The 555-nt window shown below is 51.4% G+C and carries 1 rRNA gene; it reads left to right on the top strand.

Features of this window, described 5'->3' with window-relative positions:
• Positions 1 to 555, top strand: a 23S ribosomal RNA gene (locus HRJ06_RS22985); the annotation flags it as partial.

Genomic DNA, 555 nt, shown 5'->3' on the forward strand with positions numbered 1-555 from the left:
GGGGAACTGAAACATCTAAGTACCCGGAGGAAGAGAAAGCAAACGCGATTCCCTGAGTAGCGGCGAGCGAAACGGGATTAGCCCAAACCAGAAGGCTTGCCTTCTGGGGTTGTAGGACACTCTATATGGAGTTACAAAGGAACGGGGTAAATGAAGAGGTCTGGAAAGGCCCGTCAAAGAAGGTAAAAACCCTGTAGTTGAAACTTCGTTCCCTCCCGAGTGAATCCTGAGTACGGCGGAACACGTGAAATTCCGTCGGAAGCAGGGAGGACCATCTCCCAAGGCTAAATACTCCCTAGTGACCGATAGTGAACCAGTACCGTGAGGGAAAGGTGAAAAGCACCCCGGAAGGGGAGTGAAATAGATCCTGAAACCGTGTGCCTACAAGTAGTCAGAGCCCTGTGCGTATTTCTTTGGAGATATGCCGGGTGATGGCGTGCCTTTTGTAGAATGAACCGGCGAGTTACGATCCCATGCAAGGTTAAGTTGAGAAGACGGAGCCGCAGCGAAAGCGAGTCTGAATAGGGCGTCATAGTATGTGGTCGTAGACCCGAA

This window comes from Mesobacillus harenae, assembly GCF_013343715.1.
GTDB lineage: Bacteria > Bacillota > Bacilli > Bacillales > Cytobacillaceae > Mesobacillus_A > Mesobacillus_A harenae.